The following is a 26,240-nucleotide window of genomic DNA, read 5'->3' as shown; positions in this document are numbered from 1 at the left end:
TGCGGGTACGCTCGCGGTCGCGATCGGTACACATTCGACTGTGCCGGGCGCGCCGAGCGGACAGCCGTGTGGGCGCGGCAGAAGGGGCGGAAACAGGGATGGGGAACCAGCTCGATCGGGGCGTACCGTCGCGCGCGACCGTGTACCAGGCTTCGTCGACCCAGCGCCGATTGATCATGATGCGGCACGCGCCGGGCGGCGTACCCGCCCAGATCGTCGGCACGCACCTGCTGATCCGCGGGCCGCTGGACGTCGAACGGCTTCGCGACGCGCTTGTCGAACTCACCCGTCGGCACACCATCCTCCGTACCAACTACGCATTCTCCGAGGACGGCGAGGTGCTTGCGATCGTCCACCAGGACGAGGGTCCGGGGGTGTTCACGATCGCGGCGCAGACCGGGATGTCCGACGAGCAGGACATTCGCAAGCACGTGAACACCGCGCTGCACGAGGCGGTCGGGCGGTTCACCTCGCCGGATCGCCACTCGATGCTCCAGGCGATCCTGATCCCGCACGCGCCGGGCGTGCACAGCCTCCTCCTGATCATCGATCACATCGCGCTCGACGAGCGTTCGAAGGCGATCCTCCAGCGGGAACTGACTCAGCTCTACGCCGGGCGGTCGGCGGAACTGGCCGAGCCGCAGCCCTACGATCCGTCCGCCGTGCGGAACACGTTTGCGAGCATCGACGAGACGCCGGAGATCCTCGATCTCCTCACGCCGCTGCCGCCGAGGTTTCTCACCAGCCCCGACCCGCAGGCCGATCCGGCGGCGTTCCGGCCGGTGGTGGCCACCCGCATGCTCGGTGCCGAGATCCACGGCCGGATGGCCGACACCGCCCGCCGGTTGCGCTGCACCCGCTTCATCATCCACGTCACCGCCCTGATCTGGGCGCTGAAGCAGTTCTCCGGGACCGACGACATCGGCATCGTCACGGCCGTGGACACCCGGCTGCGGCCGGCGGACTTCGACACCGTCGGCTTCTTCCAGAACCTCGTCCTCCTCCGCTCGCGTTCGCCCCGCTCGGCAGGACTGGAGCGGACCCTTGAGGAGTGCCGGTCGGTCGTGCGTGACTCGCTCTGGCGGCGGGACTACCCCATCGCGTCCCTGGTCTCGCACGCCGCCGCGAGACGCACGGGGGCTCCCTGCCGCAATCCGCTCTACCAGGTCGCGTTCGCGTACGCCCGCGAGGACGTCGATCTCGGCTGGGCGCTCGACGGAGTCGACGTGGAGTCGGTGGAACTCGAGTATCCGCAGGCCGCCGCCGAGTTGCTGGTGCACGTCACCGAGTCGGGACCCGACACGAAGGGGTTCCTGCTCGGCGCGGCAGGCACCTTCGCCGCAGGCGACCTCGACCGACTGCTGAACCTGTGGCGGGACGCCGTCGGCGAACTCACCGACAACGGTGCGACCGAGCACCGCGACGCCGACGCCGGTGCCCGATGAGCCGGCAGGAGACCAGCCACGGCGCTCACCTCGACGGCGTGGGCCCCGACTGGTCCACGCCCAGGTAGCCGTCGCGCTGCGCGTGGTACAGCTTGGCGTACCGCGGCAGGTCGAGCAGCTGTGCGTGCGGGCCCACCGCGGCCACCCGACCCTCGTGCAGGATAATCACCTCGTCGGCGGCGGGTGCCAGCGACATCCGGTGGGTGACGATGACGACGATCCCGGCCCGCTGCCGCGCGACGGCGCGGGCCCGGGCCATCAGCCGGTCCAGCAGCTGCTCCTCGGCGATCGGGTCGATGGCCGCGGTCGGCTCGTCGAAGAGCAGCAGCCCGGCGTCCGCGCGGAGGAAACCCCTGGCGAGCGCCACGCGCTGCCACTGCCCGCCGGAGAGGCGACGCCCGTTCGGCATGGTGCCGCCCAGCGGCAGCCCGAGGCCACCGTCCCGGACGAGTTGTCCGAGCCCCGCGTCGTGCGCCGCACGCTCGACGTCGGCGTCGGTGAACCGGTCGTCGCCGAGCCGCACCGCGTCACGGAGTGCGAACTCCAACTCGGCGAAATCCTGGGTGATGTACGTGCTGTCGGGCGACTGCCCGCGCGTCGGGTCCTGGTCGGCCAGGGCCACGCTGCGGAAACGAATCTGGCCGGCCGAGGGGGCGATGAGTCCGCTCAACAGGTTCACGAGTGTCGTCTTTCCGCTGCCGTTCGCGCCGACCAGGGCGTAGCTGCGGCCCGCGACGAGCCGGAGGGAGACCCCCTCGATCGCCGCCGTCCCGGCGGCCGGGTAGCGGTAGGAGACATCGTGCAGCTCGATCGCGGAGATCTCGCCCGTCGGGCGGGGCCCGGTCGGGTCGCGGCGCAGCCGCCCGCGTACCCGATCGAGGGCACGGACCACGCGGACCGAATCCGCGCACGAGGCCAGGTAGCGCGCCAGCGCGCCGACCAGCGACGTGGTGGTCGAGAGCAGCAGCAGCGCGGCCAGGGTGGTGGCCAGGCCGGCGGTACCGTCCTCGAGCGCACGCACAAGTCCCGCCACGCCTACCGCGAGCGCCGCACTCGTCAGCACGACCCCGAGCATCGTCCATCGGGCGCCGCGCCACAGGCCGGCTGTCCGGGTCGCCTCCGCTGCGGTGGCGGCGGCGCGGTGCGCGTCCAGGAGAAACGTCCTGCCCCGGGAGAGCAGCAGCTCAGCTGTGTGTTTCTCGTCCATGCCGATGCTGGCGAGTTCACCGCTGGCCCGGGCCTGCGCCGCAGCGGCCTGGTGGGCCGCCCCGACTGCGGCGTCCCGCCGCCGGACACAGAGGTACGCGCCCACGGCGGCGAGCGGCATGAGCAGGAGCCACGGCGTGGCCAGCACCGTGATGACCACGGTGAGGGCCAACCGCACGGTGGTGCCGAGGATGAGACCGACCACGTCGGCGCCCTCGGTGAGCCGGGCCTGTTCAGCGCGCACGATGTGCAGATCGTCGACGAACGAGCGCTCCGAGAAGTGTTCGATGGACCGGGCGTCGTAGAGCGTGCGCTGCACGTCCTCGTCGATGAGCCGGTTCGTCCGGTCGATCAGCACCGCCGATACGGCGAGCGACCAGCGGCCGAGCAGCACCTGCGCCACCAGGGCCACGCAGGCCAGGCCGAGGAAGAACGCGCTCCACCGGGATTGCCCGGCGATCCACTGTGCCACCATGATCGCGATCGCCAGGGACGCGGCGACGGTGGCGATGGGCCGCACCGTGAAGGCCAGGATGGTGACCCGGGCGGCACGCCGATCCGCCCGGAACGAGAGGCGTAGCAGCTCGCGCAGAGCGGCCCAGAAGCTCACCTGGCCATGCTCCCCTCGCGCGGCGTCCGGTAGCGGTCGGCCTGGGCGCGGAACATCCGGGCGTACCTGCCGTCGTCGTTCATCAGCGCCTCGTGCGTGCCGCGTTCGCTGATCACACCGTCGTGCAGTACCAGGATCTCGGCCGCTCGGCGGACGCCCGCGAAGCGGTGCGACACCATCACCGTGGTGCGGCCCGGGCCGGCGAGTTCGCCGAGTTCGGCGAAGAACCGCGCCTCGGCCTGTGCGTCGAGGGCAGCCGTCGGTTCGTCCAGCACCAGCACCCGCCGGTCGTCGTCCACCATCCCCGCGAGCGCGCGTGCCGTCGCGAGGCGTTGCCACTGTCCGCCGGAGAGACCGCTTCCCTCGCCCATCGCCCCGGTGAGGCGTGGCGCGTCCGGCTGGAACAACTCCGGGTCGAGGTCGTCGAGCAGGGCGCGCACTCGCGGTTCGCGTATCCCGGCACTGTCCGCGCGGCCCAGCGTCACATTGTCGTACGCGCCCGCCGGGTAGCGGACGTACTGCTGGCCGAGAAAGGCGAACGAGTCGCGCCAGCCGACCCGCAGCGCCTCGGCGGACACCTCGACGCCGTCGCAGAGGATCCGCCCGGCGTCCGGCGTGAGCAGCCCGACGAGCAGTTTCAGCAGGGTCGACTTGCCGGCTCCGTTCGCTCCGACGATCGCCAGGCTGCGCCCGAGTTCCACCTCGAAACTCAGCTCGGTGAAGACCGGCTCGGCGGCGCCGGGATAGCCGAAGGTGACCCGTTCGAAACGGATCCTGCTGCCCGGTGCCGCGCGGGGCGCACCGGAGTCGGCGGCAACCGGACCTGCCGGGGCAGTCATGGCGCGGCGAATCCGGTCGAACACCGTGACCCCAAGCGCGGAGTAGACCACGTCCATGGTGACGCCGAAGATCAGCATCAGCGCCACCAGGGCGGCCACCGCCATCACCAGCTGGCCCGGCGCCAGCGCGGCCCGCAGCAGCACGAACAGCGCGAACGCCAGCGCGGCCACCGCGAAGGTCAACGCCACAAGCAACGGCGGCCCGATCCGGGTGGCCGGCCGGGCGGCGTGCGCGGCCGTACGGAACCTGCCGATCACCCAGTCGGCCGCGCGGAAGAGGATCACCTCGCGGGCGGTGCGCCGGTGGAACGCCAGCCCCGCGAGGTACACGGCGCGGGCGCTGTCCTGGTCCGCCGAGTACGCCGCCGACTGCTCGGCCGCGTAGTCCTTTTCCATTGTCGCCGAGAGCACGATGAACGCGACGAAGACCGGTACGCCGGCGAGCGGCTCGATGGCCACGAGCACCAGACCGGGTATCACCGCTTGCGCGCGTAACAGCACGTACCGCACCGTCGACACGACGAGCCGCCGCAGCGGCGGTGCGGCGCCGATGGCGTCCAGCGCCTCCCGCAGGGCGGGCGAGGTGGCACCGGGCTCGGCCAGGCGCGCCCGGATCAGGGCGCGCTCCGACTTCTCCTGGACGCGACCCCCGTACCGGTCGGCCAGCACGTCGATCGCCACGTTGCCGAGCTGGTCGAGGAAGAAGAGGACCACGAACACCGCGCCGGCCAGCACGACCGACGATCCGCTGGCCGCGTTGCCCAGGACGAGACCGATCGCCACGATCGACGCGGCCGGCACCGTCGCTGTCGCCAGCAGGAGCAGGATGATGCCGACCGTGAACCCGGGGAGCAGTCGCCACCCCAGGGCGAAGAGGCTCCACCGGAGCCGTCGGCCGATCGCGGTGGCCGACGCCGTAGCGGAACTCACTCGACGAGCCCACTCTCGACCTCGTCGACGATCGAGTCGAGGGAGTCCGCCATCAGCAGGTCCAGCGGGTCCAGGCTCACTCCCCACCGCCTGTCGATGACACTGGCCACGGCGACCAGATCGACCGAGTCGATGCCGAAGTCGAGCAGCCCGACCATCATCAGCTGGTCGTCGCTGAGGTCGGCGAAGTCGCCGCGCTGCCGGACCACCTCGATCAGCCCGCTGGCGATCTCCTGGCGTCCGGGCCGCGATGCCGTCCCGTTACCCGGGCCACCAGTGTCGCCAGCGCCGGACCCGGCCGCCGCCGGCTCCGGGGTCGGCGGGTGGGCAGGCCGCGCTGCGGCGCCGACAGTGCCTGCGGAGGGTGCCCGGCCGGTGCTGTCCCGGCCGTCGCCGGTCCCGCCCTGCGGCGCACGCTCGCCGGAGATCACCAGGTGCACGCTCGTGCCGCTGGCCCCGAATCCGCTGATGCCGACCCTCGGGCTGGCCGACTCGAACGCGACGGGATGCGCGGACGGTTGGGCGATCCACTCCCGGGCGTCGGCGTTGAGTTCCGCGAAGTTCACCGTCGGCGGCATCCAGCCGCGCTTGATGCCGAGGAGCACGTTCACCAGGGACGCGATACCGGCGGCCGTGTCCAGGTGCCCCAGCGCCGGCTTCACCGACCCCACCGGCAGCGGTGCCCGGCGGGTGCCGAACACCTCGTGGAGGGCGCCCAGCTCCACCAGGTCACCCACCGTCGTGCCGGTGCCGTGCCCTTCGACGTACGCGATGTCGTCCGGCCCGATGCCCGCGTCGTCAATCGCCCGCCGGATCACCCGCACCTGCCCGTCGAAGGCGGGCGCGGCGTAACTGGCCCGCTGCGCACCATCGCTTGCGGAGTAGATCCCCTCGATGACGCCGTGGATCGTGTTGCCGTCGGCGACGGCGTCGTCGTAGCGCCGGAGCACGAACACTCCCCCGCCGCTCCCGCCGACGGTGCCGTCGGCGCAGGCGTCGAACGCCCGGCACACCCCGGTCGGCGAGAGGATCCCGCCACGCTGCCACTGGTATCCGCGACGCTCGGGAAAGTACAGCGCGGCGGCACCGGCGAGCACGGTGTCGGTTCGTCCGCTGCGGAGCAGGAGCACCGCGTGTTCCACCGCCGCGAGCGCGGTGGAACACGCGGTCTGCACGTTGACGCTCGGGCCGACCAGCCCCAGCCGGTAGGAGACCCGGCCGACGCAGTGGTCACTGCTGTTGCCGACGAGGATCTCCGGGAAGGCGGCCTGCTCCTGCAACGCGCGGTTGCCCTGCAACCGGGTGGTGAAGTACGAGTCGAGCGCCTGGCCCGCGTACAGACCCATGCCGATGCCACCGACCACACCGATCTCACGGCCCCGGACGCTCTCCGGGCTCAGGCCCGCGTCGTGCAGCGCGCCGATGCAGCAGTCGAGGAAGAGCAGGTGCTGCGGATCCGTGATCGCGATCTCGTGCGGGGTGAGGCCGGCCAGGTGACGTGCGGTGTCGGGCGTCCACGCGGCCCGCGCCGAGCGCGTGACATAGCCGTCGCGGGTGAACTCGGATTCCGGGACTCCGGCGGCGAGCAGCTCGGCCCGGGAGACGTCCACCACGGCGCTCGTCGCCGACCTCAGGAACGAGTCGATCTCCGTACGCTCGGCTCCAGCCGGTAGGCGTGCGTCGTACCCGACGATCGCGATTCGGCCGCTCACCCGGCACTTCCCTTCCGGCGGTCGTCAACGTGGTCGGCGAGTGCCGCGAGGTTCGGAAAGCGCATCAGCTCCAGTACGCCGATCCGCTGGCCGGTGTGCTCGGCGACAGCGCGGGCGAAATTCGGCAGGTCGACCGAGGTCAGCCCCATGTCGAACCAGCTCACGTCGGGTCGTACGGCTGCCGCGCCCAGGAACCGACGCAGCACGGGCGCGAGGTCGGTGGTGGTCGGTGACCACCCGGTCTCGTCGGCGTGCCCGGCCGGCGGGGCAGCGACCGCAGGCGGTACCGACGGGGCGAGGTGGTCGCGGCGCGGGAGGATGGTGGTGTCCTCGCGCAGCCCGAGCAGTACGGCGCGGGCCGGCTGGGCCAGTAGGCACGCCGCGATGTCCATGACGCCGACCTCCTCCAGCCCCAGGGCCTGCGCGATGGCCACCTCCGCCTCGTCGGCCTGCCGCGCCTCGCGTACCGATGGCACCGACACGACGGTGACCGGGAGCAGGGTGGCCTGTGCCGCGATCACCTCGGCGGCGGCGCACGCTGCCGAGTACGTTTCGGCACCCGTGCCGCCGACGTGCGCGTTGACCGAGGAGACGACCGCCAGCCCGGCATCCAGGGCGTGCGCCAGTTCCACCGCCGTGCGTACCCCGTCGGTCTTCGGAGCGAGCAGACGCACGAGCGCCTCCTCGGGTGCGGGCCTCGGCTGTCCCGCCAGGTGGACGACCAGGGTCGGTTCCGCGGGGGCCCAGCCGATGTCCGCGAGCAGGTCGCTCACGGCCGTGGTGGAGCCGAGGTCGACGAAGACCCGGGTGTTGTCGTCCGCCGGGGTGTCGTCCGGCCGCGCCCGGTGTCCGACAAGCGTGACGCGCAGGCCACGGGCGGACAGTTCGGCGCCGAGCGCCTCGCCGAGGCGGCCCGTGCCGCCCAGCAGCACGACGTGCGCCACGCGTGGCACGTCGGCGTCGACCGTGATCGGGCTCAGGACGCGCTGCCAGCGGTCGCCGCGCGGACCGATGAAGAGGTCCGCAACGGCCGAGCGGGTCTCGGCCTCGCGCGTCAACTCCTGGGCCAGTACGGCGTCGAGCGTGTGCTCGGCCACGACGGGGTGCAGCCAGACCGTGCGCACCGAACGCGCACCCGCCCCGTGCGCGATCGCGCGGACAAACGCCGCGACCGGATGTGACCGAGGCATCCGTCGGGCGTCCGCCTCGCGGGCCTCGACGACGATGACGACGTCCTGCCCCCGCAACCGGTCGGGCTCGGCCGCCTGACGCCAGTGTTCGAGCACCTCGTGCAGGTACGACGGCGGATAGCCGGCCACTGCGGAATGGTGCAGTCCGGGCCCGCGCAGCACGATCGGCTTGCCGGCCCGCCGCGGGGTCCCGGCCCCAGCTGTCGCCTGCTGCGGTGCGGCGACCCACTGCAACTCCCACTGCCCGGGCGGGTCGGGGTGGATGAACCGCTGCACCAGTTTTGCCTTGCGGACCTTGCCGATGCTGGTCCGTTCGATGGCGCCGGGCGGGATGTCGATCACCTGCGCGACCGGCACCCCGATGATCGTCTCGATGCGCCGTTTGACCTCGGCGCACACCGTCGGGGCGTCCCCGTCGACCGCGCAGAACACGGCGATCTGATCGCGCTCGACGCTGCGGGCGCGATAGGAGGTGACCACGCAGGTGCCCGCGACGATGCCGTCGAGTTGCTCGACTTCGGCCTCCAGGTCGGCGGAGTTCCAGGTCACGCCGTTCGCGACGATCCTGGTGCCGTCTCGGCCGACGAAATGTACGCCGGTGTCGTCGATGCGGGCGAGGTCGCCGGTGCGGAACCAGCCGTCGGCGCTGCTGGCCAGGTCCCCGCCCACCAGATAGCGCTCCAGCACCGGCGAGCCACGAACCTCCAGGTGCCCGACGCCGAGCCCGTCCTGGGCGACGTCGGCCGCCGCCACGATCCGGACCTGCACGCCGGGCAGCGGGAAACCGACGGAGACGGTAGGCGACCCGTCGGCGAGCGGGTCGTAGTGCGGGGCGTACAGCACTCCGGAGCAGGTCTCCGCCATTCCCCAGGCCGGTGCGATGGTGCCCTTGGGCAGGCCGAGGCGGCCCAGCGTCTCCTCGAAGCGGGCGCAGTCCTTGGCGGAGACGGCCTCGCCGCCGTTGAGACAGAACCGGATGCTCGTCAGGTCGACGGTCCCGTCGGCGGGGAGGTCCGCCGCCACGTTGGCAAGCATCCGGTAGGCGAAGTTTGGCGACCACACCGCGCTGACCCGGTGCTCGGTGACGAGCCGGAACCATTCGCGCGGATCGCTGAGGATCCGTTCGGTGGCCACGGAGAGGTGCTTGGCCGCGATCACGGCGTCCCGAACGTGGGCCATCAGGATGCCGCCGACGTGCGAGAGGGGCATCCAGTTGAAGCCGACGGTCGTGGCGTCGAGGTCGTTGACGGCCACGGCGCCGAGCGCCATGTCGACGATGCCCCGGTGTCGTTGCGTCACCACCTTGGGCGCGCCCGTGCTGCCGGAGGTCATCAGGTGGATCCGCGATTGCGGGCCGTCGGCGGCCACGAGGAAACCTGCGCCGTCGCCCGGGCCCGTCGGGTCCAGGTCGAGCGGGATCGGCTGGACCCCGCACGTCGGCGCTGCGGAGACCACCCGGACCCGGGCGCCTCGGGCGTGGACGAGTGCGCGTACCGGGGCGTTCTGGGCGAGGGCGGTCAACCAGTCACTGTTCGCGGCGCGGTCGTCGAGGAGTTCGGCCGGCACCAGCAACGGCTCGATGCCCGCGACCACGCTGCTCCAGAAGAGCGCGATCAGCTCCGACGGCTCGGTCGCGGCCACCACCGCGACGGCGCCACGGTCGAGACCTGTCCGACGGAGTTCGTCGGCGATCCGGTGGACCCGTTGCCGGAAGGACCGCCAGGTCTCCTCCCGTTGCGTGCCGTCGGAGTCGATCGTGGCAACGGTGGTGGTGCCGGCTGCGGCCGTGTCGAGCACGCCCGACAGGCTCTGCGGCGTGCCCTCGCCGCGCACCGTGGAAATTGGCTGGCCCGAGAGCTCGGAGATGACGCGGTGCTGGTTCTGCATCTTTATCGACTAACCACCGGACGTCCGTCGCGCAGGATCTCGAACTGCGTGTGCGGATTGTTCGCCGGGCTGACGACCTTGTCGCCCCACGGGTCGATCGCGATCCGGTTCATGCCGTCCGGGGCGTACTCGACGACGAGCGCCTTGCGGGTCCAGTTCCGGAAGTTGCCGCCGGTCATGTGCGGCAGCAGGCCCGCGAAGACCACTATGGACCCGGCCCGCATCGGCAGCGGGATCATCCCGGCCGGGTCGTCGGCGAAGACCCGGTTGCCGAACTCGCCCTTCTCGTGCACCAGCGGCCCCACCCGGTGGCCGCCAGGCAGCACCCACATGCACCCCGACTCCTCGTCCGCGTCGGTGAGCGCGATCCAGGCCGTGACGATCTGGCCGGGCTTGTCGACGAAGGTGTAGCCGGTGTCCTGGTGCCACGGGAAGGCCAGGCAGGAGTTCGGGCTCTTGTAGACCGACTGGTCCCAGTAGAGACGCACGTTCGGCCCGATCAGGTCGTACATCATGTGTTGCAGCAGCGGCAGCGCGATCAGCTCGCGCAGCGGCGCCGAGTGCCGCGCGAGCTGTACGTTGAACGACACCTTGCCGGCCTGGGTGATGTTGTTCTTGCCGCCGGCGTTCTTCGCGGCCTGCACCCGCTCCGCTTCGAAGCGATCCAGGTCGGCGACCACGTCGGCGAGGAATGCCTTGCTCAGCACGTCCTCGACGACCACGTATCCGTCGCGGTCGTACGCCTCGGCCTCGGCGTCACTGAGCACCCGCTTTCCGCTGCCGATCGACCGCCAGAGAAAGCCCTCGTTGAGCGGATGCCGCCGGAACGACGGCCAGAGCGAGGATTCCAGTCCGAGCCGCTCCTGACAGAACAGCGCCCAGTCCGCCCGCGTGTCGTTGACGATCGGTCCCCGCCCGGTCGTGGTGGACACGGCGAGGTTGGCGTCCACGATCGCCGGTGCGCTGTCGGGGATCAACCCGTCGGCGAAGCCGTACTCGGCGGCGAGCCGGGCGTCCGGCTCCACCCAGGCGGCGAACTCGCGCAGCGTACCGACAGTTGTCCTGACTTCCCGAACCATCTCTTCACCCCTCGATCGATGCAACCTGACGTGTCTCAGATACGCGCCCGTATCGCGTCGCTCAGCTGGCCCACCGTCGGATTGTCGAAGATCAACGCCACCTCGAGCTCGGTCCGCAGCTCCTGGTTCAAAATCGCCATGATGCGGATCGCGTCGATCGAATCGCCACCGAGATCGAAGAAGTCGTCGTCGTCCTCGAACTGGGCCGACCCGTCGAGCACTCGTTTCCAGACCCCCCGCACCAGTTCGGGGACATAGCCGTGCAGGTCCGCGTCCGCCGGTCGGCGGCCGTCACCGTCGTGGTCCGGGCCCACCTCACCCACGTACTCGTCGACCAGGGCGCGAAGTGCCGCCATGACCTCGACCCGCTGGTCGGCGCGGAGCGCGCGGAGCACATGGGACAGTGCCGCGTCGAGTTCCTCGGCCGAGCACGGGGTGAGCGCGAGCTTCTCCGCCGCGCCCACGGCCGCCCAGCGACTCAGGGCGAAGACCGTGACGTCGCCGCCGGATACCCGGCCCGACCGGCCCGATCCGGCGATGACCAACCCACCCGAGGCGTCCGCCTCGCGCACCCGGCCCGCCACACCCACCATCCCGGCCACCAGCAGCGCGACTGTGGCGTCGAAGGCGGTGTCGACGTCGATCACCACCGACTCGGCACCGAGCGAATCCGGCTCCTCCGCCGCGAGGATCCGCGCGGAGGCCCGTGCCTTGGCCACCACGAGGTCGAGCGGACAGGCCCGGCCATCGAGTCGCACCTGCGTGGCACCACCGTCGCCCGGTGCCGCGCAAAGGTGCTGGACGAGCCGGGCGAGCGACTGCGCCGGAACCCGGTCCGCGCGCTGCGCGCCGTCGTTCGCGTGGACCGGCCCGTCGCCGGCCTCGACCGTCTGCGGGCTGGCGGCTGGGACGAACCGCTCCGCGAGGCCGTGGATCAACCGCGCGAGCAACAGTTCGCCCTGCTCCTTGGGGAGGAAACCCTGTGCCGCGTCGAGGGACAACTCGACGTCGCCGCCCGGCCGCTGGGTGAAGGTCACCGCGAGCGGGAACCGGACCACGTCGGTGGGCATCGACACCTCGTCGACCTGGTGGCCGCTGAGCGCGAACGATTCGAGGTTGTCCCACGACACCGACACCGTGGGCGTCTGCACCCGTCGGGTGACGTCGTTGAACACCTGCCGGAAGGTGAGCGAGGCGTGTTCGACCCCCGACATGATGGCGCCCTTCACCGAGGGGCGCGGGCCCGCACCGACCACCGGTCCGAGCCAGAAGGGCACCAGCACGGCACCGCTGCCGTACTCCACCACGGACGGCTGCGCCGGGAACGCGTACAGGTGATGGCGGCCGAGCGTGTCGTCGATGATCTCCGCTGCCGCGCGGAGGGCCTCGGCGAAGGACGTCGACCGCTCAGCCCGCGCGTACGCCGTGAGACCCGCGCGCAGGCCGGAGGCGAGCCGGCCGGACACCCGGTAGCCACGACGGTCGAGGGTACGCGCGTCGAACCCGGCGTCGAAGACCTCGTCCGGCAGGGTGTTCGTCCACCGGCTCCAGTACGTGCGGTCCCGATCCCTGGCGGCCTGATCGAACTGCGCCACCGGCGGGATCGACTGCACCTGGACCGGTTTGTCCGCATAGCGCGCGGCCACCGCGTCGAGCAGCTCGGCGAAGCGCATCCCGTCCAGGACGATGTGCGAGGCGCGCAGGTTGACGAAGACCCCGCGCTCCGCTCGCTGGCAGGTCATCCGTACCCCGCAGCGGGCCACCGGGTCCAGCGGCTCGGCGGACGACCGCACCTTGACGGCCGCCGCGAATGCCGCCACGGACTCCGCGACCCCGTCGATCAGCTGCCAGCTCTGTCGATGTGCCGCGCCGAACGGCTCCACCCACCCGCCAGCGCCATCCGGATCGATGCGAAGACGGTAAGCAGGCTGCGCCGCAATCGTGTCGAGATAGGCGCGCTCCAGCCGGTCGAGATCGGTTTCCGGGGAGATGAGAAAGGTGCGGTCGATGACGTACGCTTCGCGCGTCTCGGCGCTGATCTGACAGGCGGCCCAGATCTCGCGGGCGGCCCGGCTGATCGAGACGGGAAAGCTCGCGGCCGGTGCCGTGACCTGTTCGGCCGGGCGGTCCGCCGAGGACGGCGCTTCGACGGGGGCGGGGGCGTTCGTCATCCGGTCGGTGAGCCGGCCGAGCGCCTGCACCGTGTCGGTCCACGCCTGCCCGGGCGGCAGGAAGTCGACCAGACAGGCGATCTCCGTGACGCCGAGCCGGGTGAGCGCGGCGGTCAGCTCCGACCACGCCTCCTCGGGGCCGACAAGGGACAACCCGCCACGCAGCCGATCGGCGGCGGCCTTCATCCGCGGTTTCCAGGTCTCCGCGGAGACGAGTTCAGGGTTGTCGTGTGTGCTGCGGAAGGTCGCGAACATGTAGCGCTCCAGCGCCGCCATGTTCCGCTCCTCCGCCGCCGCATCGGTGGACACCGCGGCGTGCAGCAGGACGGTGACGTCTCCGCCGTCCGACGGCAGCCCACCGTCGCGTCGTCCCTGCCGGTAGCGTTCCAGGTTGGCGGTGAGCTGAGCCAGGTCCTGCTGGATCAGGTTGGTGAGCACGCCGCGCCCGGCGCGGCCCGCCTCGTAGAACGAGTCGGGCGATCCCACGCAGGCCTGCCAGAGTCGAAGCTCGCTGCGGGGGCGCGGGTGCAGCCGGACCTCCGCCTGTTCGCCCGAGTTGCCGTCGATCGCCACGGCTTCGCCCCGCCAGAGACGTTCCAGTTGGGCGATCCGCGTGCGGAAGAGTTCCCGGCGTTCGGCGTGCGGCGCGTCGGAGAGCACGAAGTCGCGCTTCATCCAGCCGCTGGCCACACCGAGCGCGACCCGCCCGCCGGAGGCAACGTCGACCATCGCCCAGTCCTCCGCCACGGAGACCGCCGAGTGCAGCGGCAGCACGCTGCTGCCGGCCCGGATCCCGATCCGGGAGGTGCGCATCGCGACCATCGCGCCGAGCACCGCCGGGTTCGGCGAGAACCCGGCGAAGTCGTCGAAGTGCCGCTCCGGCAGCCAGACGTTCGCCAAACCTTCGGCCTCGGCGAGCTCGACCAGGTCGAGCAGGCGGGAGTAGATGTCGTGCTCGTCGTTGGCCGCGAAGCCGAACAGGGCCAGACTCACCGACGGCGACCGCCGCTGCCCGCGCTGGGCGTCCGCGTCGTCGCCGTGGACCAGCCGCTGGGTCGCGCCGACGACCGCCTCGACGACCGCCTGCCGGACCTCCGCCGTGTGTGCGGGCGACAGGAAGCAGTTTCCGGTCTCCGGGACGAGCACGCCCTCGGCGATCATCATCCGCCGGAACTCGTGGAACGCCTTGCCGCCGTACGCGAAGCTCGTCGAGCCGGCCGGCACGAACCGGAAGAAGGAACCGGTGCCCAGCACCCGGACGCCGACGCCAGAGGTCTCCAGGACCTCCGCGATCTTCGCACGCAGCTCGTCACCAGCCGCGTTGAGTTCGGCGAGTACGGTCTCCCCGTCCTTGGCGAGTTGCTGAAGGACCGCCCGCGCCGCCGCCATCGACAGTGGATGCTTGGCGTAGGTGCCGCCGGTGAACGACACCCGGTCCGGGTCGGCCCGTACCTCGTCGGTCCAGGGCCCACCGTCGATCAGGTCCATGATCTCGGCACGGCCCGCCACCGCGGCCAGCGGCAGGCCCGCAGCGAGCGTCTTGCCGTAGGTGGCGAGATCCGCGCGGACGCCGTAGATCCCTTGGAAGCCCCGGACGTGGAACCGGAACCCGGTGAGGACCTCGTCGAACACGAGCAGGGCACCGGCCTGCTCGGTGAGGCTGCGCGCCAGTCGGGCGAAGGCGCCGAGGTCGATGTCCGGTGACTGGTTCAGCCGGGGCTCCATCACCACGGCGGCGACCTCGTGACCGTGCGCGGCCATGAAATCGGTCAGGTGCTGCTCACTCACGGGCAGGACCCGGACGTCTTCGGCGGCGCTCGGGGACACGCCGGGAAACGACGGGGTCGCCAGGTGCTCCCGACGCTTGCCGGGGCGTGGGCTGAAGAGGGTGGCGTCGGAGTGCCCGTGGTAGGCCCCCTGAAGCAGGACGACGAGCGAGCGTCCGGTGTAGGCGCGGGCCAGCCGGATCGCGGTGAAGACCGCCTCGGTACCGGTGACGCAGAAGTTCACCCGGTCCAGCTGCGTCAGTTCGCAGAGCAGCCGCGCCGCCTCCGCGGTCTGCGTGACCTCGGCACCGATGTGCAGTCCGCGCTCGATCTGCTGCTCGACGGCTTCGCGTACCGGGGCCGGATTGTGGCCGAGCAGGTGTGCGCCGTATCCCATCGTGAGGTCGATGAGCTTGCGGCCGTCGACATCCCACACGTGGGCACCGCTCGATCGGCTGATCCAGATCGGATAGGAGGCCGCCCGCTCCTCGTGCTCGCGCTGGGCGATCTTCCGGTTGTTGCAGAGGTATTCCTGGCTCCGCCGGCTGAGGGCGCGCGAGGCGGCGGTGGCCGTCGCGTAGTCCTTGCCGGGGTCTCGCTGATGCTCCGGCCGCGCCGCAGGTGCGGCCGTCACCGCAGACGCCATCGCCGCTGCCGGCACGGCCGCCGCCGATGCGGTCGCTGCCGATGCGGCCGATGCCGGTACGGGCAATGCCGATGCGGTCGCTGCCGACGCGGTCGCTGCCGATGCGGCCGATGCCGGTACGGGCAATGCCGATGCGGCCGACGCCGACGCGGCCGGTGCCGGCACGGCCGATGCCGGCGTCAGCGGCGCGGCGGTACCGACACTGGTCGGCGCGGTCGGCGTCGTGTCCACCCGGGCCGGCTGCACCGCCTCGCTCCCCGGCCCGAACTCGGAGATCCACCGCGCGACCGCCCGAACCGTCACCACCGTCTCCAGCAACTGCTGGACCGAAAGGTCAACCCCGAACCGCGACTTCACCTCCCGCGACAACTCCACCAACACCAACGAATCAGCACCCAGGTCCAACAACGGCACCGCACGGTCAACCGACCCCGGGTCCAACTCCAACAACCGCTCGACCAGACCGGCAACCGCGTCCTCGACATTGCCGCCGGCCGACGCGGGCGGCGGCACCAGCGTCGCCGCATCCACCCGGACCGGCTGCACCGCCTCGCCCCCCGGCCCGAACTCGGAGATCCACCGCGCGACCGCCCGAACCGTCACCACCGTCTCCAGCAACTGCTGGACCGAAAGGTCAACCCCGAACCGCGACTTCACCTCCCGCGACAACTCCACCAACACCAACGAATCAGCACCCAGGTCCAACAACGGCACCGCACGGTCAACCGACCCCGGGTCCAACTCCAACAACCGCTCGACCAGACCGGCAACCGCGTCCTCGACCCGCAATCGAACCCCTCCATTCGCCTACGCGCAGAAGCATGAGCGGCCGAAGGCACAATTCGGCCGCTCACACATGGTGAAGTCACCCGCCGCCCCCGCGCAGCGAATGGTCTTCACGTTAGCACTTGACCATGGCCCACGGAACGCCTCGGCAACAGGTGACGGCAGCATCACTCGCGCTTCTGGCGCAGCCCGTAGACGTCGCCGAGGAACTGCCGAAGAGAGTCATGTCCGATAATGCACAGGTGATACTGATACAGCCTGGATCATGCCGCTGCCTTCACCACGACAACCTCGCCCGAGGCCCAGAAAAACCTCACAGCGCCATGTTCACCTGACTCGGGAAACGATCGCGTGAGCATTTGTTCCGGATAGGCCGAAAGCGCTGACTCCGACGTTTGCAATGGTGTCCGGAGAGGCGAACTCGCCGAGCGTGGGTCGGATGTTGTGCTCCGCCCAGGGAATCAGCTCGCTGGGTTTGCCCCCGCTCTTCGTACCGGGCAGACGTTGCTGTTCGAGAACCTCGAGCGCGACCACCAGCGACAGCAGACCCGAGGCCGCCTCAAGATGCCCGAACTGGGGTTTGTTGGAGCCGATGAGTAGCGGATCGGCACGGTCGGCGGTGCCATAGGCCGCGGCGAGGGCGGCAACTTCGATGGGATCACCGAGGGGAGTTCCCGTGCCATGCGCTTCGACGTAGCCGATGTCGCTGCCGGGCAACCCACTCATCCGCAGCGCTCGTCCGATGACGTCGCGCTGGGCATGAAGGTTGGGGACGGTCAGGCCGGCCGTGCGACCGTCGTGGTTGACCGCGCAATGCACCCGGCCGAGCGAATGCGTACCGGGACGGTCCGGCGCGAGAACCACGGCGACGACGCCTTCGCCCAGGGTGAATCCATCGGCCTCCGCTTCGAACGCCCGGCAGGAATCGGATGCCGACAGCGCCCCCGTGGCCGAACGGATCAGCTTTCCGAAGTCGCTCCGCACCAGGTGGCTCGCGATGACCAGGGAAAGATCGGCATCATCACTGAGCAGAGCCGTGATGCCGTGCCGGAGCGCGACGAGCCCGGATGAGCAGGTCGTGTCGACCTGCCAGCTGGGACCGTGCAGGTCGAACGTGTAGGAAACCCGGCCCGCCGCCGCGCCACGGGCGTTGCCGATACCAAGATATGAACGGTTGGAATCGGGGATCTGATCCACGTCGAGGGTGTGGACGAAATCGGATTCGCTCATCCCGACGAACACGCCGGTCTGACTACCGGCGAGGTCCTTCGGCGAGATTCCGGCATCCGCCAACGCACGTTCGGCACAGTCGAGGATCAGCAGCTGCTGTGGATCCATGACGCGGGCCTGACGGGGCGAGATCCGGAACCGAGCGAAATCTGTCCGCAGCTCCTCGTCCGAAAATACGCTGACTCGCCCAGCCTGATCCTCGTTGTCGAAAAGTGCCGCTCCGAGATCTTTCCGGCTGCGTACGCCTCCGGGAAGAAACAGCGAGGCTCCGACCACGTGCACGTTCAACCTTTTCCCCTCTACCATGACCCCGAGCTGTCACCGGGTAGCCGACCCCGGCGTGGTCCTCAGCCCTCGACACGCCGCGCCGATATCGCGGAGTCGGTGACTTCGCCCGCCAACGCGAGCCTGTTCAGGTCCAGCTTTCCGCTGAGCGTCAACGGAAAACTCTCCAGCACGGTGAAAACGCGCGGTACCGCCGACACGGGTAGCGTTTTCCGAAGAAAATTCCGCAGCGATTTCGAGTCCGGCGGGCTGATCGGATCCGCGACGACGAGGTACGCGCTGAGTCCGGTGTCCTCGTGGTGGACGACGACGGCATTACGCACATCCGGGTGACCGCGCAGCGCGGACTCCACCTCGCCGAGCTCGATCCGCTGCCCGTGCAGCTTGATCTGGCGATCAGTGCGCCCCAGGAACTCGATGTCGCCACTGGGCAGTCGGCGTACCGTGTCGCCGGTCCGATAGGCGGTCGGCGCTGGTACGCCAACTCCGGGTGGGCGAAGCTCCGGCGGGAGCGACACGAACCGCGCGCTCGTCGCGTGGCGTGACCCCAGATAGCCCAGTGCCACGCACTCCCCCCAGACCAGCAGCTCTCCGGTTTCGCCCGGCCGCACCGCCCGGAGTTGCTCGTCCACGACCTCCACCGAGACTCCGTCGATCGGCTTGCCGATCGGCACGTACGCGCTCGACCGGTGGTCCGTCCGGGAGGGATCGACCGGATAGGTCAACACCCCGATCGTGGTTTCCGACGGTCCATAGTGGTTGAGCACCGCGCAGGTGCCGACCTTTTTCACCTGGTCGACCAAATGCCAGGAGAGTCGCTCGCCACCGAAGATCATCAGTTTGCGGGGTAGTACCTCGCCCGCAGCGACGTCCAGGAGCACCGAGATGTGCGACGGTGTCGACTTGAGCACGTCGATCGAATGCGTACGCAGGTAGTTTCCGAACCCGATCGGGTCCATCATGGTGGGCTTGTCCACCAGGTGTACCGCATCGCCGGCGACGAGCGCCGGAAAGATCGTCGTGTGACCGAGATCGGTCGCAAAGCTGGTCACGCTGGCACACGACAACGCGGCACCCGCCGGCCTGACCCGGGCCAGTACCGAGCCGAGGAACCGGGTGTAGTTGTCGAGCGCCCGGTAGGGCACGGCCACCGCCTTGGGCGCACCGGTGGTCCCCGAGGTGAATACGATGTAGACGGCGGCATCGGTATCGGCATGCGACCCCAGCTCGGGGCCGGCGGTCGCGCTCTCGACCAGGGCCGGCAGCCGCATCGTCGGTACGTCCTGCTCGACGTCCGCCTCCTCCGCGTCCGCCTCGACGACGAGCAACGCCGCGCGGGAAGCCCGGATCTGGGCGCGTCGCCGGTCGGCCGGGTCGTCGACGTCGACGATCGCGAACGGTGCCCGGAGCCACATCGCCGCGAGGGCGGTGACGACCTGCCGGGTGCCACGACGGAGTGCGATGGCGACGATGTCGCCGTCGAGGACTCCGCGTCGCCGCAGCTCGTGCGCGGTGGCTTCGACGCGCCGGACAAGTTCGCGGTAGGTCAGGGTGCCATCACCAGCCACCAGCGCGGGACGCTGAGGATACTGCTGGGCATTGCGCACCAGCATCTGGGTGATCCAGGTCATCGCCATGAACCTACCGTCGGGTCAGGAGCTCCTGTCAAGGTGAGCGGTGGCGGCTCGTCCAATCAGTACGTTTGCCGATCAGCGCACCAAACCAGCGAAGTAGAATGTGCAGAATGCGTAGATCGACAGCAGTAAGCGCCGTATCCGCAGGTAGGGGGCGGTCCCTCGCGCAGGCGTACCGGCGGTTTGGTGAGGTCGACACCGCCGAGACGTCTCCGCTGCACAAGCGCGTCGCCGTCGCCCTCAGCGAGTCCGACGAGGCGCTGCGCGCCATCGAGACGGTACCGGCGCGCAAGCGGCATCCTGCGATGATCCTCGCCGCGCTGCACGACCTCGCCCTCGCCGGACGTGCCTCGGCGCTTGCCGCGGCCTATTCTGCCGCAGCCGATTCCGCCGCGGACGGCGACGCTGCCGCTGAGGCCGCGATCGGGACGCTGTTGCGAATGACCGACTCGGTGGTGGCGATCGCCGCGCGGCGGCGGACGCCTACCGACGAGACCGGACGGTACGCCGTGTTGTACCCGGCCATCGCCGAGGCGGCCCGACGGGTAGGCATGGACGCGGTCGGGCTGATCGACGTGGGTCGTGCGGCCGGTCTCAACCTCAACGTTGATCGCGTAGGCATCACGTACGGCAACGGACAATCGCTTGGCGACCCGGCCTCGGCGGTGCAGCGGTCGTGTTCGCTGCTCGGCGACCGGCCCGTCCCGTCCCGTCCGATACCCGAGGTACGCACCCGGCTGGTTGTCGACCCCGACCCGATCGACGTGACGGACGCGGATGACGCCCGCTGGTTGCGCGCCGGTCTCGGGCCGGACCAGCGGGAGCCGATGGCACGGCTCGAAGCGGAGTTGGCGCTGGCGGCAGCTGCCCCTCCCCTGCTGCTGCGAGGTGACCCGGTGGAGCTGCTGCCCGACGCCGTCGCCCGGGTGCCCGCAGCCGCCCTGCCGGTCGTCATGACGACGTGGGCGCTGTCGCGCCTCTCGCCCGAGCGTCGCCGACGCTTGCGGCACGGCATCCAGGAGACTGCGGCCGGGCGGCCGGTGGCGTGGGTGTCGGTGGAAGGGGTCGGAGTCGCGCCGACGATCCCGACCCTTGGTGACCGCCCTGCGTCGGGCCACAGCATCGTCGGCCTGGCGGGGTTCGACAGGTCCTCCGCTCGTGCCGAGGCCATTGGCCGGTGCTGGTCGCGGGGCCGCATCATGGCGTGGCTGGCCGACTCCTAGCCGGCTCGTTCGGCCGGCCCGCGACCCGCAGTCCGGGCCAGCAAGGCTCGGCGTACGTCTTCCCGGCCGGCGATCCCCTGCCGGCATGGCCACGGGCGGGCTCGGTCTGCGACCGAGCCCGCCCGCGTCAGTGGTTCAGCGTTGGAGGGTGAGTAGTCCGGGGCGGTAGGGCAGGAGGCCGTAGTCGCCGCCGGAGTTGGGGGAGCGGCCTTGGTAGAGCAGTTGGAGGTTGCAGGGGTCGATGGTCATGGTTTGGTCGGCGTTGGTGCGGATGAGTTCGCCGTGGCTGATGTCGTTGGTCCAGGTGGCGCCGCTGTTGGCTTTGCCGGCGAAGGGGTTGCTTTCGGTGGCGGCCTGGGGGGTCCAGGTGCCGCCGAGGCTGGTGGCGGTGAAGGAGCGGAAGTAGCGGCCTTGGGAGCCGATGGCTTCGACGATCATGAGGTAGCGGTTTTGGCCTTGGAGTTTGTAGACCTGGACTCCTTCGAACAGGTTGTTCGTGGTGTCGGTCATGATGGTGGTGTAGTTGGAGCCGAAGCTGCCGGGGAAGTTGCCGATGGGCATGCTGGCGCGGTAGATGCGTCCGTTGTCGCCGGCGAAGAAGAGGTACATGTTCTGGTCGTCGCCGATGAGTGCCTGGTCGATCGGGCCGGTGCCGGAGTTGGAGATGCTGCCGGTGAACAGGGTTTGTGCTGCTGACCAGCTGTTGACGTTGGTCGGGTTGGTGGAGGTGCGGTAGGAGAAGGCGGGTCCGCCCCACTGGTAGGCCAGGACCCAGATGTTGCGGGGGGCGAAGTAGAACAGGCTGGGTGCCACGGCGGAGAACGGCATGGCGTTCTGGCTGGCCGAGCCCATCTGGTTCCAGTTGGAGAACAGGCCGAAGTTCATCGAGCCCCAGCTGGTGCCGGTGTCGTGGGTGGTGGCGTAGACCAGGTGCTGACCGTTGTACGGGGCGTGGGTGAAGTCCTTCAGTGACACCCAACCCGCCCGCGGCTGCGCCAACGCGCCGGTGGAGGACCACCGGTACGACGACGGCAGGTTGCAGTTACCCGACGGCGGCGGCGTCGTCGGGGGCGTCGAGGTCGGCGGGGTGCTGGTCGGCGGCGCGGAGGTCGGGCCGCTTGTCGGTGCCACGCCCCCGGTGCACGTCACACCGTTGAGGGCGAAACTCGTCGGTACCGGGTTGCTGCTCGTCCAGGAACCGTTGAAGCCGAACGAGGTCGAGCCGTTGGTCGGGATGCTGCCGTTGTAGCTGACGTTGCGGGCGGTCACCGCGGCACCGCTCTGCGTCAACGTCGTGTTCCACGCCTGCGTGACGGTCTGCCCGGCACCGAACGACCAGGTCAACGTCCAACTGGTAAGCGGATCACCCAGGTTCGTGATCGACACGTTGGCACCGAAGCCGCCCTGCCACTGCGACGACACGGCATAGTTCACCGAGCAACCGGCAGCCGCGGCACTGGCCGGCAGCGCCACGACGGCCGCCGTCGACACCAACAGCGCGACGCCGGCCGATGCCAGCAAGACATTGGCTGGCCTAGATCTAGACATAACGCATCCTCCTGGCGGAATGATGATCGAGCATTGACGCTTGTCGTTGTTAGGTTAGCGTTAACAGATGCTTCGTGTATATTACGGGAGCGCTCCCACAGCCTCAACCATCGATTGAACCTGGTCGCTACACCGCATCGCCTCCGAGGTGGGGAACAGGTCTTACTCGGTCGCGAAGACCGCACGCGACACCGACGCCGCGCGCGACAAACCCGCTGCCAGGTGAACGCTCACGACTCGTCAACCACACCACCACCGAAGGGCACACCAGCGATGAGACGTGTCAAGAAAAGACTCAGCGTCAATGCCGCCCGGATCTCGGCCGGCGCCATGCTCCTGGCATCGGCTGCGGTCGCTGTGGCGCTACCGGCCGGCGCGGCAGCGGCCGGCTGCTCCGTGAACTACGCGGTGTCGTCACAGTGGCAGGGCGGCTTCGGCGCCAACGTCACCATCACCAATCTCGGCGATCCAGTCACGAGTTGGACGCTTACCTGGTCCTACAGTGCCGGACAACGAGTCGCCGAGGCGTGGAACACCACGCTGACGCAGAACGGTGCCGCGGTCACCGCCCGCAACGTCAGCTACAACGGCAGCATCCCGACCAACGGCTCGACCTCGTTCGGCTTCAACGGTTCCTGGAGCGGCAGCAACCCCGCGCCGACCAGTTTCGCCCTCAACGGGGTGACCTGCACCGGCGGCACGGCACCGACGGCCGAGCCGACCACCGGCCCGACGACCGGGCCGACCAATCCGCCGCCCACCGGTCCGGCGGACATCACGGTCAACACCGCCACCAGGTACCAGACGATCGACGGATTCGGGGCCGCCACCCCGATCTGGGGCGGCACCTGGTCGACCGCCGAGACCCAGACGCTTGTCGGGCTGGGCGCCAACCAGTTGGGCCTGTCGATCGTGCGTACCGGCATCTCGCCGGTCTCCGGTGAATGGTCGACCCAGGTGAACGCCCTGCGCACGGCGAAGTCCGCCGGATCCGGAGTGAAGATCCTCGCCTCGCCGTGGACCGCGCCGGCCGCCTGGAAGACGAACAACAGCCGCACCAACGGCGGCAAGTTGCGCACCGACTACTACGACGACTACGCCAACCATCTGAACAGCTACGTCCAGTACATGCGCAACCAGGGTGTGACGATCGACGTCACCTCGGTGCAGAACGAGCCGGACTGGCACCCGGACTACGACTCGATGGACTGGAGCGGCACCGAGCTGCGCAACTTCGTCCGCGACCACGGTGCCCGGGTGCAGAACACCAGGCTGATGGTTGCCGAGGCGGTGAACCTGAACTACACCTACACCGATCCGACCCTCAACGACGCGACCGCCCGCAACAACATCGGCTACATCGGTGGCCACCTGTACGGCACCGAGGCCTCCGGCCGGCTACGGTCGTACCCCCTGGCGGAGCAGCACAACAAGCCGGTCTGGATGACCGAGTGGAACCTGCACGAGGCCGACGGCAACGGTTCCAACATCTGGGGCAACCCGGGTAACCAGGCGGTCTGGAACGAGACACTCGACGACATCATGCGCACCGTGCACAGGTCGATGGAGTCGAACTGGAGCGCCTACATCTGGTGGTACGGCAAGCGTTACTACTCCTTCATCGGCGATGGCGAGGCGGCCTTCGGCACCACGGCGGGGGCCCCGCTCAAGCGCGGGTACGCCTTCTCGCAGTACGCCAAGTACGTCCGCCCCGGCTACCAGCGCGTCGCCCTGGCCAAGAGCACCAAGGCCGCGCCGCTGGAGGTGACCGCCTACTCCGGTGGCGGAAAGACCACGCTGGTGATCCTGAACCGCTCGACCAGCGCGGTGAACAATGCCGTGATCCAGGTGCCGCAGAACATCACCAGGGCGGAGCATTACCTCACCTCGCAGAGCGTCAACGCGGCCAGCCAGCCGGTGAGCGTGAACGGTGGACAGGTAAGCGTCAACGTCGGCGCACGCAGCATCTCCACGGTGGTGCTCACCCCCTGACCAGCACACGGCACGCGCAGCACCCCATGACCGGCGTGCGGGTGGGATGCCACCCGCACGCCCGGTCGCTAGGCGGTAGTGACCGGCTGCCGGAGAATGGTTCGCTGCTTCTCGGGTGCGACCCGGCGGAAGTCGCTGAGATAGATCTCGTGGTGCTTGCCGATCATGCGGAACCCATGGGCGGGGATGAACTCGTGGTGCAGTTGCGCGAGCACCGCTGCTTCGGCGTCGAAGGAACCGACGTGCAGCGTCTGCACACACCGCCCTTCGGCGAGGGTCTCCAGGCGGACGTCCGCCAGGCGCGCTTGCGGGTTCTTCGCCCCGGCCTGCTCGACAGCGGTGCCGAACATGGCGGGGTCGATCCAGTCCGGGACCATCAGCATCAGCGTCCAGTCCCACCGCGACTTGTCCCGGGCCACCGTGAAGGCGGTCAGGTCCTCGGCCCACCACAGACCTTCAAGTGGCGGCACCACGTAGTCGCGGCCGAGCTCCCGCTTGCTGGCGAACTTGATTTTGTACGCCACCGGATAGAGCGCCGTGATCGCCTGGCTGAACGCGGGCGAGGAGTTGGGGTCACCGTGGCCGTCGATCATGAGATATTGCAGGTCCGGCACGTCCACGACCCGGAACCGATCCCGTTGTGCCTGGTAGGCGTCGAGGGTTTTCTTGAAGTCCGTCTTGTCGGTCATCGGGCACCTGGGCTCGGCCGGCGAGCCACTGCCTTTCCAACTCGGTGGGCAGATAGTAGATCGAGGATCTGACGTCAGGCGGCGCCGGGCGCCGGTGGGGGCACTATCGTTTCGGCGTGCACATCCGCTTTGACGTTCCCGCCGATCCCGCCTACCCCGGCCGGGTGGCCGCCGCGCTCAGCAGTGTCCGGCTACGCCGGCACGGCTATATCGGGGTGGCCATGGCGGCCGTCGGGGCGATCGCCTTCACCCTCTCGCGCGGGTCCGCGTGGGGCGAGCAACTCTCGCCGCTGTGGTTGGCGATGATCTTCGGTGGCCTGCTGGCGGCGTGCTACGGGCCGTGGGTACGGTGGCGGGCCCGGCGCCGGTCCAGCGGCTACGCCGTCGAAGGCGCCTACGAGATCACCGACGAGAACATCATGATGCGAAGCGGCTCGGAGTCCGGCGGCATCGCCTGGGACGGGGTCGCCCAGGTGAAGGACACCCCCGAGTTCTGGATCGTGTACGTCGGCCGAATGCCGGCCACGGTGATCCCACGTCGGTTGATGTCCGCCGAGGACGGCGAGACGTTGCGGGCCTTCATGGCCAAGCGTGGGCTGATCTGATTCGCCTCCGCCGCCGGACAGCTGTCCGGGGTGTCGTCGCGCCAATCCGGGGCGGCCAGGCCGGAGACCCTACCGGCGTCCGTCGCCGCTAGGGTCTACCCGAGTGAGGAACTTGTACGTCGTCACGCATCCGGAGGCGACGCACCACGTCGACGGGCTGGTCGGTGGATGGTTCGACGCCGACCTCACCGACCGGGGCGCGGCGCACGCCGGGCAGATCGCGGAGGCGCTGGCCGGCCGATTTCCGGCTACCGCCACCGTCGAGCTGTTCTCGTCCGACCTGCTACGCGCCCGCCGGACGGCCGAGGTGCTCGGGAAGCGGCTCGGAGTGGGCGTGCTGCTCGACGCCGACCTGCGCGAGAAGTCGTACGGCGAGGCAGGCGGACGACCGCAGGCGTGGCTGGACGAACGGTTCGTACCGCCGCCCGCCGTGGGTGAACGGATGCGCCATGACGAGGGCGTACCTGGTGCTGAGACGAAATGGGAACTGGCCGTGCGCGCCTACGCGGCGCTGGACCGCATCCTGCGGTCGAGGGTGGAACATCAGGTCGTGGTGACCCACGGAGGCACAGCCACCTTCCTCATCGCGGCCTGGATCGGCATGCCCCTCGACGCGGCGGGCCTGGTGGGCATCCGCTTCTCCGCCGGGGGCATCACCCAGCTGCGCGAGGACGACTACTTCCACAACCGCTGGATCGTCCACCTCAACGACGTCGACCACCTGGCCTGATCGCCCGCTGGTCCGGATTCCGGCAGCTGCACGTCGG

The 26,240-nt window shown here is 69.9% G+C and carries 15 protein-coding genes; 5 read left to right on the top strand and 10 right to left on the bottom strand.

The genetic code is table 11. The annotated features are described in order from the left end of the window. Positions 1 to 98 precede the first annotated feature (98 nt). Positions 99 to 1,445 (top strand): condensation domain-containing protein, encoded by a 1,347-nt coding sequence (locus QQG74_RS13920; protein ID WP_341720699.1) that lies wholly within the window; start codon positions 99 to 101, stop codon positions 1,443 to 1,445. Positions 1,446 to 1,470: 25 nt separating this feature from the next. On the opposite strand, the gene QQG74_RS13915 is transcribed toward QQG74_RS13920, so the two are convergent. From QQG74_RS13915 to QQG74_RS13880, 8 genes are all read right to left on the bottom strand, one after another. Further along, positions 1,471 to 3,261, bottom strand: a complete 1,791-nt coding sequence (locus tag QQG74_RS13915) for an ATP-binding cassette domain-containing protein (RefSeq protein ID WP_341720698.1) — start codon at positions 3,259 to 3,261, stop codon at positions 1,471 to 1,473. Next, positions 3,258 to 5,030: an ABC transporter ATP-binding protein gene (locus QQG74_RS13910; protein WP_341720697.1), complete on the bottom strand. Its 1,773-nt coding sequence runs from the start codon at positions 5,028 to 5,030 to the stop codon at positions 3,258 to 3,260. Before QQG74_RS13910 ends, QQG74_RS13915 begins: the two co-directional genes overlap by 4 nt. Next, entirely contained in the window at positions 5,027 to 6,742 is a 1,716-nt protein-coding gene (locus tag QQG74_RS13905; protein WP_341720696.1) for a beta-ketoacyl synthase N-terminal-like domain-containing protein, read from the bottom strand. Before QQG74_RS13905 ends, QQG74_RS13910 begins: the two co-directional genes overlap by 4 nt. After that, complete coding sequence (locus QQG74_RS13900) at positions 6,739 to 9,819, bottom strand: AMP-binding protein (RefSeq protein ID WP_341720695.1); 3,081 nt, start codon at positions 9,817 to 9,819, stop codon at positions 6,739 to 6,741. Before QQG74_RS13900 ends, QQG74_RS13905 begins: the two co-directional genes overlap by 4 nt. Positions 9,820 to 9,821: 2 nt before the next feature. Further along, complete coding sequence (locus QQG74_RS13895; protein ID WP_341720694.1) at positions 9,822 to 10,898, bottom strand: phytanoyl-CoA dioxygenase family protein; 1,077 nt, start codon at positions 10,896 to 10,898, stop codon at positions 9,822 to 9,824. Between the two features lie 35 nt (positions 10,899 to 10,933). Next, the gene (locus QQG74_RS13890) at positions 10,934 to 16,270 is read right to left on the bottom strand and encodes a MupA/Atu3671 family FMN-dependent luciferase-like monooxygenase (protein WP_341720693.1); all 5,337 of its coding nucleotides are present in this window, start codon (positions 16,268 to 16,270) and stop codon (positions 10,934 to 10,936) included. 324 nt (positions 16,271 to 16,594) lie between these two features. Next, complete coding sequence (locus tag QQG74_RS13885) at positions 16,595 to 17,779, bottom strand: polyketide synthase (protein WP_341721231.1); 1,185 nt, start codon at positions 17,777 to 17,779, stop codon at positions 16,595 to 16,597. A 65-nt stretch (positions 17,780 to 17,844) separates the two neighbouring features. Beyond that, positions 17,845 to 19,419: an amino acid adenylation domain-containing protein gene (locus tag QQG74_RS13880; protein ID WP_341720692.1), complete on the bottom strand. Its 1,575-nt coding sequence runs from the start codon at positions 19,417 to 19,419 to the stop codon at positions 17,845 to 17,847. 107 nt (positions 19,420 to 19,526) lie between these two features. On the opposite strand from QQG74_RS13880, the gene QQG74_RS13875 reads away from it, so the two are divergent. Next, positions 19,527 to 20,639 (top strand): DUF2332 domain-containing protein, encoded by a 1,113-nt coding sequence (locus QQG74_RS13875; protein WP_341720691.1) that lies wholly within the window; start codon positions 19,527 to 19,529, stop codon positions 20,637 to 20,639. Positions 20,640 to 20,774: 135 nt separating this feature from the next. On the opposite strand, the gene QQG74_RS13870 is transcribed toward QQG74_RS13875, so the two are convergent. Beyond that, on the bottom strand, positions 20,775 to 22,187 hold the full coding sequence (locus tag QQG74_RS13870; RefSeq protein ID WP_341720690.1) for a non-reducing end alpha-L-arabinofuranosidase family hydrolase: 1,413 nt from the start codon (positions 22,185 to 22,187) through the stop codon (positions 20,775 to 20,777). A 273-nt stretch (positions 22,188 to 22,460) separates the two neighbouring features. Here QQG74_RS13870 and QQG74_RS13865 point away from each other — a divergent pair, with 273 nt between their 5' ends. Further along, on the top strand, positions 22,461 to 24,179 hold the full coding sequence (locus QQG74_RS13865; RefSeq protein WP_341720689.1) for a cellulose binding domain-containing protein: 1,719 nt from the start codon (positions 22,461 to 22,463) through the stop codon (positions 24,177 to 24,179). A 68-nt stretch (positions 24,180 to 24,247) separates the two neighbouring features. Here QQG74_RS13865 and QQG74_RS13860 read toward each other — a convergent pair whose 3' ends face one another. Continuing rightward, positions 24,248 to 24,868: a GyrI-like domain-containing protein gene (locus tag QQG74_RS13860; protein WP_341720688.1), complete on the bottom strand. Its 621-nt coding sequence runs from the start codon at positions 24,866 to 24,868 to the stop codon at positions 24,248 to 24,250. A gap of 116 nt (positions 24,869 to 24,984) precedes the next feature. On the opposite strand from QQG74_RS13860, the gene QQG74_RS13855 reads away from it, so the two are divergent. Both QQG74_RS13855 and QQG74_RS13850 read left to right on the top strand, forming a co-directional pair. Then, positions 24,985 to 25,473 (top strand): YcxB family protein, encoded by a 489-nt coding sequence (locus QQG74_RS13855; protein WP_341720687.1) that lies wholly within the window; start codon positions 24,985 to 24,987, stop codon positions 25,471 to 25,473. A gap of 103 nt (positions 25,474 to 25,576) precedes the next feature. Then, the gene (locus QQG74_RS13850; protein WP_341720686.1) at positions 25,577 to 26,203 is read left to right on the top strand and encodes a histidine phosphatase family protein; all 627 of its coding nucleotides are present in this window, start codon (positions 25,577 to 25,579) and stop codon (positions 26,201 to 26,203) included. The last annotated feature ends 37 nt before the right edge of the window (positions 26,204 to 26,240 follow it).

The organism is Micromonospora sp. FIMYZ51 (assembly GCF_038246755.1).
Classification (GTDB): domain Bacteria; phylum Actinomycetota; class Actinomycetes; order Mycobacteriales; family Micromonosporaceae; genus Micromonospora.
Note: the sequence above shows the minus strand (reverse complement) of the source record. Positions and strands in the feature narration are given on the sequence as shown.